This is a genomic window from Rhodoferax sp. (assembly GCF_037143375.1).
GTDB lineage: Bacteria > Pseudomonadota > Gammaproteobacteria > Burkholderiales > Burkholderiaceae_C > Rhodoferax.
In genome coordinates this window covers 1-7,988 of sequence record NZ_JBAWYV010000137.1, presented here as the reverse complement: position 1 = coordinate 7,988, position 7,988 = coordinate 1, and the positions used below count along the sequence as shown (strand labels likewise).

Annotated in this window: 6 protein-coding genes; 4 read left to right on the top strand and 2 right to left on the bottom strand. The window is 57.9% G+C overall.

The window, feature by feature from the left end:
* Window positions 1-92: 92 nt before the first annotated feature.
* From WCG50_RS15525 to WCG50_RS15510, 4 genes are all read left to right on the top strand, one after another.
* The gene (locus WCG50_RS15525; protein WP_336900505.1) at window positions 93-893 is read left to right on the top strand and encodes an ABC transporter permease; all 801 of its coding nucleotides are present in this window, start codon (window positions 93-95) and stop codon (window positions 891-893) included.
* Window positions 894-898: 5 nt separating this feature from the next.
* Entirely contained in the window at window positions 899-1,651 is a 753-nt protein-coding gene (locus WCG50_RS15520) for a phosphate ABC transporter ATP-binding protein (RefSeq protein ID WP_336900507.1), read from the top strand.
* A 71-nt stretch (window positions 1,652-1,722) separates the two neighbouring features.
* A complete protein-coding gene (locus WCG50_RS15515) occupies window positions 1,723-2,475 on the top strand; it encodes an extracellular solute-binding protein (RefSeq protein ID WP_336900506.1) in 753 nt (250 codons plus the stop codon).
* Window positions 2,476-2,569: 94 nt separating this feature from the next.
* Window positions 2,570-3,283, top strand: a complete 714-nt coding sequence (locus tag WCG50_RS15510) for a YebC/PmpR family DNA-binding transcriptional regulator (protein ID WP_336900504.1) — start codon at window positions 2,570-2,572, stop codon at window positions 3,281-3,283.
* Between the two features lie 18 nt (window positions 3,284-3,301).
* On the opposite strand, the gene WCG50_RS15505 is transcribed toward WCG50_RS15510, so the two are convergent.
* Both WCG50_RS15505 and WCG50_RS15500 read right to left on the bottom strand, forming a co-directional pair.
* The gene (locus WCG50_RS15505; protein ID WP_336900503.1) at window positions 3,302-6,292 is read right to left on the bottom strand and encodes a CHASE domain-containing protein; all 2,991 of its coding nucleotides are present in this window, start codon (window positions 6,290-6,292) and stop codon (window positions 3,302-3,304) included.
* A 71-nt stretch (window positions 6,293-6,363) separates the two neighbouring features.
* On the bottom strand, window positions 6,364-7,988 hold a 1,625-nt coding region (locus WCG50_RS15500; RefSeq protein WP_336900502.1), incomplete at its 5' end, for an EAL domain-containing protein.

Sequence of the window (7,988 nt, the reverse complement as noted above, 5' to 3'; positions counted from 1 at the left end):
AGAGGGTGTAGTGGAATTGAAGCCTATGCACAACGTTTCATATCGCCGGTAATTATGTCGGTGGTTACGATACCGCAACTTCAATCGTCCTCATGAATTCAATTACTGAAAGCGCCACCGCTGCGCTGCAACTCATCCTCTCCTGCGACCCCGGCTTGCTGTCGATTGTGGGCCGCTCGCTGGCGGTTAGCGCCACGGCGTGCGTTATTGCCTGTGTGCTGGGCCTGGTCTTGGGCGCCTGGCTCGGGGTGGCGCGCTTTGCCGGTCGGGCCGCACTACTGACCGTGCTCAATACCTTTTTGGCGGTGCCCTCGGTGGTGGTCGGGCTGATGGTCTATCTGGTGCTGTCGCGCTCGGGGCCGCTGGGTTATCTGGGCTGGTTGTTCAGCTTTAAGGCGATGGTGCTGGCGCAGGCGCTGCTGGTGTTGCCGGTGGTGATGGTCCTGACGCGTCAAATGGTGGAAGACGCAGAAAACACCCAGGGCGAACAATTGCGCTCGCTCGGTGCCCGGCCTTTTATGCGCAGCCTGCTGCTGGCCTGGGACGAGCGTTATGCCTTGCTCACGGTGCTGATCGCCTCGTTTGGCCGGGCGATCTCGGAGGTCGGCGCAGTGATGATTGTGGGCGGCAACATTGACGGTTTTACCCGGGTCATGACGACGGCCATCGCGCTGGAAACCAGCAAGGGTGACTTGCCGCTGGCGCTGGGGCTGGGGATTATTTTGCTGGCGGTGGTGCTGTTGCTCAATGTGCTGATTGCGATCGTGCGGCGCTGGCGCGAACACGCTGAAAGCAACGATGGCGGTCCCGAGTGGCGCGCAGAGGCCAACCACCCTGCAGGGCAAGATGCGCTGCGCTCGCTGCCGCTGAACACGGTGGAGGTCACCCGGTGACGCCGCTGTTTCGGCTGGCAGACGCCAGTGTGCATTTTGGCCGTCCGGCATCGGCCGTGCGGGCGTTGACGGCGGTGACGCTAACTATTCATCCGGGCGAACGCGTGGCCCTGATTGGCGCCAACGGCTGTGGCAAAAGCACGCTGCTGCGTTTGCTGCACGGATTGGCCGCGCCCACCGCTGGGCAGGTGGAGCGCGCCCCGGCGTTGCAGCAGGCGATGCTGTTTCAACGGCCGCACTTGCTGCGGATGACGGTGCAGCGCAATATTGCGCTCGGCCTTTGGTTGCGTGGCACGCCATGGGGTGCCGCCAAAGTGCTGGCGCTGGAGGCGCTGACCCGCGTCGGCTTGAGCGCCTTGGCCGGGCGCAATGCCCGCAAACTCTCGGGCGGGCAGCAGCAGCGCGTGGCGCTGGCCCGCGCCTGGGCGCTGAACCCCCAAGTGCTGTTGCTGGACGAGCCCACCGCTAGTCTGGACCCGCATGCCAAACGGGAAGTTGAAGCGCTGATTGAAGAGTTTTCCAATCAGCCGCAATCAGCTGCCGTTGAAAAGGCGGGCGATGGTTCAATGAGTTCAGCCATGACGCTCGTTTTTGCCAGCCACAACCTGGGTCAGGTCAAGCGTCTGGCCAGCCGGGTGATTTATCTGGAGCAGGGGCGGGTGCTGGCTGATTTGCCAGTGAAAGATTTTTTTAGCGGGTCGCTGCTGCAAAGCCAGTATCCAGCGGCCCATTTGTTTCTTAAAGGAGAGTCAGTTTGAAAAAATTTATGCTTTTTAGGGCGCTAGCCCCCGTTCTATCTGCGCTAGCAGCTATTGTTTTAATAGTGCCTATGGCGGCTCAGGCGCAATCGATTGTGGTGGCGTCCACTACCTCCACCGAGCAATCAGGCTTGTTTGCTTATCTGTTGCCTGAGTTCAAGAAAGCCAGTGGGCTCGATGTCAAAGTGGTGGCGCTGGGCACCGGTCAGGCGCTCGACATGGGTCGCCGCGGTGATGCCGATGTGCTGTTTGTGCACGACCAGGTGGCCGAAGAAAAAATCGTGGCAGATGGCTTCGCGGTCAAACGATTCCCCGTCATGTACAACGATTTTGTGCTGATCGGCCCTGCCACTGACCCGGCTAAAACCCGGGGCAAAGACGTCGTCGAAGCCCTCAAAAAGTTGTCCACTGCCAACGCCTCATTTATTTCGAGGGGTGACAAGAGTGGCACCCACGCCGCCGAGTTGCGTTTCTGGAAAATGGCAGGCTTGGCCGAGAGCAAAGGCAGCGGCTACAAAGAATGCGGCTGTGGCATGGGGCCTGCGCTCAACATCGCGTCGAGCAGCGGCGCCTACGTGCTGGCCGACCGTGGCACCTGGCTTAACTTTAAAAACCGGGGCGATCTGGCGGTGCTGGTGGAGGGCGACAACCGTTTGTTCAACCAATATGGGGTCATGTTGGTCAACCCGGCCAAGCACCCGCATGTCAAGGCGGTTGATGGCCAGAAGTTTGTGGACTGGGTGACCTCGTCACCAGGACAAGCGGTGATTGCCAACTACAAAATTGGCGGCGAGGCCCTGTTTTTCCCGAACGCCAGCAAGTAACGCGCCTTGGCAAGTGGGTGGCTGATGGGTGTATAACCTAGACCCGAATTAAGCCATGCGCATTTGAGCGCAACAACACCAAGGAATATCAGACATGGGCGCGCAGTGGAAAGCAAAAGGTAAGGAATTGGCAGCCAATGCCAAGGGTAAATTGTTTGGCCGTCTGGCCAAAGACATCATGATTGCGGCCCGCAGCGGTGCCGACCCGGCCTCCAACTCGCGCCTGCGCCTGGTGGTGGAGCAGGCCCGCAAAGTCTCAATGCCCAAGGAAACTTTAGACCGAGCCATCAAGAAGGGCGCGGGCCTCACCGGCGAAGCGGTTCATTTTGAGCACGTCATCTACGAAGGCTTTTCGCCGCACCAGGTCGCCGTCATGGTCGAGTGCCTGACCGACAACGTGAACCGCACCGCCCCTGAAATGCGCGTGCTGTTTCGCAAGGGCCAGTTGGGCACCTCGGGCTCGGTCTCGTGGGACTTTGACCATGTCGGCATGATCGAAGCTGAACCCACAGCCGCTGGTTCCGACCCGGAAGTGGCCGCGATCGAAGCGGGTGCGCAGGACTTTGAGCCGGGCGAGGAAGAAGGCAACACGATGTTCCTGACCGATGCCAGCGATCTTGATCTGGTCAGCCGCGCGCTGCCTGCCCACGGCTTCAGTGTCCTGTCGGCCAAGCTGGGCTACAAAGCCAAGAACCCAGTCGACCCGGCCAATCTGAGCCCCGAACACCTGGAAGAAGTCGAAGCCTTCCTCGCTGCCATCGATGGCAACGACGATGTGCAAAACGTCTATGTGGGGCTGGCGGGTTAAGGCGATTGACGTCGCTGACTAGCGCTTGCCGCCCGTAAAGTGCAGCAGGCGCGCCACCAGATCCTTGACATTGAAGGGCTTGCCAATATGGTCGTTCATGCCAGCGGCCAGGCAGTCGTCCCGGTCTGATTCCATCACGTTGGCGGTCATCGCGATGATGGGCAGCCGGGTCAATTTGAGTTGCTGGCGAATGTGCCGGGTGGCCTGCAAGCCATCCATCACCGGCATTTGCAAATCCATCAGGACGACATCAAAGCCTTCTGGTGTGGCGAGCAAAGCGTCCACGGCCAGTTGACCGTTCTCCGCCAGTTGCACCACGGCGCCTCGTTTATTCAATAATTCGCGCGCCACCATCTGGTTGATGAGGTTGTCTTCTACCAGCAGCACGCGAAGTCCCGCCAGTTGGGGTTCTGAGTCGATGACTTCTTCCCTTGGTGCGCTTTTTGTCGCCTCGGTGGCCGTACTGATAGGTGGTTCGTACAGCGGAAAATGCACATCAAAATAAAACGTGCTGCCGGCCCCGAGGCTGCTGGTGACCTTGATTTCGCCGCCCATCAGGGCTACCAAGCGCTGGCTGATGGCCAGGCCCAAACCGGTGCCACCAAAGCAGCGCGAGGTCGAGGCCTCGGCCTGCGAGAAGCCTGCAAACACGCGGTTTTGTTGCTCTGGCGACAAACCAATTCCGGGGTCAATGACCTCAAAAGCCAAAACGACTTTGGCGGCGTCTTGCCGGCGCACGCGAACCCTGATACACACCTCACCTTGCGTGGTGAACTTGATGGCATTGCCACCGAGATTGATCAGCACCTGTCGCAGCCGTCCGGCATCACCCACCATCAACAGGGGCAGTTCGGGGTCTGACTCAAACTTCAAGGTGATCTTTTTTTCCTTGAGATTGGCCGACAAGATGGTGTGAAGATCGCGCGTGACATCCGCCATGGAGAAAGGTTCGGGGTCGAGTTCCATCTTCCCGGCCTCCACTTTGGAGAAGTCAAGGATGTCGTTGAGGATGCCCAGCAAGGAGCGCGCAGCGCCTTTGGCGTTTTGGGCGTAGTCACGCTGGCGTTCGTCCAGAGCAGTCCCGTTGAGCAGATCCAGCATGCCCAGAACCCCATTCATCGGGGTGCGGATCTCGTGGCTCATATTGGCCAGAAACTGGCTCTTGGCCACATTGGCCGACTCGGCTGCCTGGGTGGCGCGCACAAACGCGGTGACGTCAATCAGCAAACATACCGTTTGTCCGTCTGGCAACTTGCGCTCGATGATGTTCAACACGCTGTCATCCGCACGTGTCTGGACCAGGGTGGACTCACAGGCGCGGTGTGCTTCCAGGCGCTCGGCCATCCATTCGTCAATCCGGTCATGGGCATCGGGATACATGCCCTGTTCGGCGCTAAAACGAATCAGATCTTCGAAGCGGGCGCCGGGCGTGACGTGGTCCTTGTTGTTTTCGAAAAGAAGGACATATTTTTCGTTGCAAAAGACCAGTCGATCGTCCGCGTCATACAGGGCATAAGCCTGGTCGATCGCCGCAATGGAGACGCGTAGCAGATGCTCACTTTGCTGAGTTTTTTGCTCGGCTTGTTTGCTCTCCGTGATGTCGCTGCTGATTTCCATGAAGCCGGCGACTTGGCCTAGGGCATCGAATTGCGGCTGAATTTCGGTATCAACCCAGTATTCGCGGCCATCTTTGGCGCGGTTGAGAATCTCGACCCGGCAATGACGCCCTGACACAGCCGCCTCAGCGAGTTGCTGGAGCACCAAAGGATCTGCTTTGCCGCTGCCAAGTAGTTCTGCGTGCGTCTTGCCCACGGCCTCAGCAGCGCTATAGCCCGAGATGCATTCAAAACCTGGGTTGATCCACTTGATTCGGCCCTGTCGATCGGCAATCGACACCGCATTGAAAGTGTGTTGTACGACTTGCGCCATTTGCGCCAGCTCGGTCGTCATGCCCTGTGCCAGTTGCTCGGCACGGCGGCGTCCCAGGATTTGTTGGCGCAACAGCAGCGCGAGCAAGCCGCTTAATAAAGTGCCGGTGAAAAAGATCAGCCAGGGCGTGGTTTGGTCGAACTGGGCATCAGACTGCGTTGTGGAGTTCACCCGAATCATGAAGTCGCGCCCCGGCAGAGCCAGCGTTTTTATAACTGAAAACCGCCGATCGGAGGGCGCCGAGTTGACGCCTGTCTGGTGGGTGCTGTGCTTGTCGGCGTCAAACATCAACGTGGCGCCAGGGGACCCTGGAATGCCGTCAAACAGGTCGAAATCAACGCGGTCTGTCTTTACCTCTGCCAACTTGTTGAGAAATTCTGAAATCACGATCGGGGCGTACGCAAAGCCGATGATGGCATTACGTCGCTCCTGTACCGTGAGGTGGCGCGAGCCATTGGCATACACCGGCATAAGTAACAAAACGCCCGGCGTATTGCCTTTGTCCTGCACCAACTTGAACGTCGAAGTAAGCGTGGGCTCCCCTGTGTCTATGGCGTGCAACAAAGCCTCGCGGGGCGCTGTCTCGGAGCCCGCATCCAAACCCTGAACGCCGGCGTTGCTAGCGACCGGTTCGATGAACTTGGCGACATAAAGGTCATCAGGGCTGGTGTTGTACAGCTGTTTGATGGCAAATTGCGGCATGCCGTCCGCTCGTGTGTCGGCCACAAATGCAGGCACAGAGCCGGGCTTGATACGTTGCAGGTATCCAAACCCCCGCACGCCTGGAAACTCATTGGGCAAATCGTGCGAGCCCATATAGGCCATAAATTCAGCACGTTTAACGTTTTCTCTCGCCGCGAATAAGCCTTTTAGCCCGTTCAGGCCATGAATAACATCGCTAAATCGCTCTTCAACGCCATCGGTCACCCGGTCAATTCTTCGTTGAAATTGAAGTTCAGCCGCCAAGCCGATCTCACGTTGTTTCCATAGGGCGAAGCTGGTTGACGAGACCAACCCCAGCAAGAACAGGCCGACTGGCAGGGCCAAGTTGGCGTGTCTAAGCCACTTTATAAAGCGCATCAAATTCCACTCCCATGGTTCGTCAGTCGAAAGCTGACTTTGATAATTAACTGGTTCGGCGCAGCGCCATATTAAACGCTGCTATTTTGCTGGATAAAAGTTTCAAAATTTTCGATCGGCAGGGGTCTGCTGATCAAATATCCCTGAAGCAGCTTGCAACGATGAACGGTGCTCAAAAAGTAACGCTGGGCCTCGGTCTCAACCCCTTCAGCCACCACCTGCAGCCGCAAACTGTGCGCCAGACTGATAACGGCCGCACAGATCGCAACTGCGTTTTCGCTCGTTTCGATGTTCATCACAAAAGAGCGGTCAATTTTGAGTTGGTCCAGTGGCAAGCGGCTGAGGTAAGCCAGTGACGAATATCCGGTGCCAAAGTCGTCGAGCGAAAAGCCGACGCCCAGCGCCTTCAGCGCGCTCATCTTGGTGATGATGGACTCCAGATTTGAGATCAGCACACTTTCAGTGAGTTCCAGTTTGAGCCTCAGCGGGTTGGCGCCGGTGCGCTCCAGCACGGCAACCACCTGCCTCACAAAATCGTCCTGTTGCAGTTGCTTGGCACTGACATTGACGGCCAGAATGAGATCGGCCCGCTCGGGTCGTGTCGCCCACTCGGTCAACTGGAGGCAAGCGGTTTCCAGCACCCATTGGCCCAAGGGCAAAATAAGGCCGGTTTCCTCGGCCAAAGGAATGAATTCAACCGGCGACACCATGCCACGCGTGGGGTGACACCAGCGCACCAGTGCTTCTGCACCCGTGACCTGTTGCTGCTCGCCCGCCACCTGCGGCTGGTAGTGCAACACAAACTGCTTCTCCAGCAGGGCCGTGCGCAAGTCTGCCTCCAGAGTGGTGCGCGCCACAATGGTGGCCTGCATGGCTGGATCAAAAAAATGCAGCGCATTGCGCCCCGATTCCTTGGACTTGTACAGGGCCAAATCAGCTTGCTTCATCAAGTCCTCAGTCGACACTGTGGTGTTCCTGAACAAGGTGATCCCCATGCTGGCCGTGCTGTGCTGTTCGATGGCGCCCAACCTGTAAGTGAGTGCGAGACTGCTAAGAATTTTCTTCGCGATCACCTCTGCCTCAGCTGCCGCTTCATGGGCACCTTCGTTCAAACCGGCCAATACCACCACGAACTCATCGCCACCAGAACGAGCCACGGTGTCGCCCTCGCGCACACAGGTGGTGAGTCTTTGGGCCACTTGCAGCAATAATTTGTCACCTTTAGCGTGACCCAAGGTGTCGTTCAGTGTTTTGAAGTGGTCAATGTCAATGAACAAGATGGCACCATGGCGCCCGATGCGTGCCGCGTTCAACACGGCTTGCTCCATGCGGTCTTGCAAAAGCTGCCGATTGGGCAAGGCCGTCAGGGTGTCGAAAAATGCCAGGTCATTGATGACATTCGCCGCCTTCTTGAGATCGGAAATGTCGCGTAAAAATGCAATGACTTGCCGGCCCACGGCGGTGACGGTGATCTCCAGATCAACCCAGTCACCATTGCTTTTTTTGTGCCGGGTTTCAAATTGCTCCTGGCCATTTTTGACAATTCGCTGGATTTGCGCCCGAATCTGCGCTTGCGTAGCTTCGGCCTCGAAATCGGCAATGTGCATCGACAGGATTTGAGGGCGGCTGTAGCCCACCATGCGGCAGTAGGCGGGATTGACGTCGATGAACACGCCCTCGGTATTCAGAATCCAAT

Bases quoted from the DNA above. Each gene is read 5' to 3' on its own strand.
- WCG50_RS15515 (WP_336900506.1), top strand. From the start codon at position 1,723: ATGGCGGCTCAGGCGCAATCGATTGTGGTGGCGTCCACTACCTCCACC.
- WCG50_RS15525 (WP_336900505.1), top strand. From the start codon at position 93: ATGAATTCAATTACTGAAAGCGCCACCGCTGCGCTGCAACTCATCCTC.
- WCG50_RS15505 (WP_336900503.1), bottom strand. From the start codon at position 6,292: ATGCGCTTTATAAAGTGGCTTAGACACGCCAACTTGGCCCTGCCAGTC.
- WCG50_RS15510 (WP_336900504.1), top strand. From the start codon at position 2,570: ATGGGCGCGCAGTGGAAAGCAAAAGGTAAGGAATTGGCAGCCAATGCC.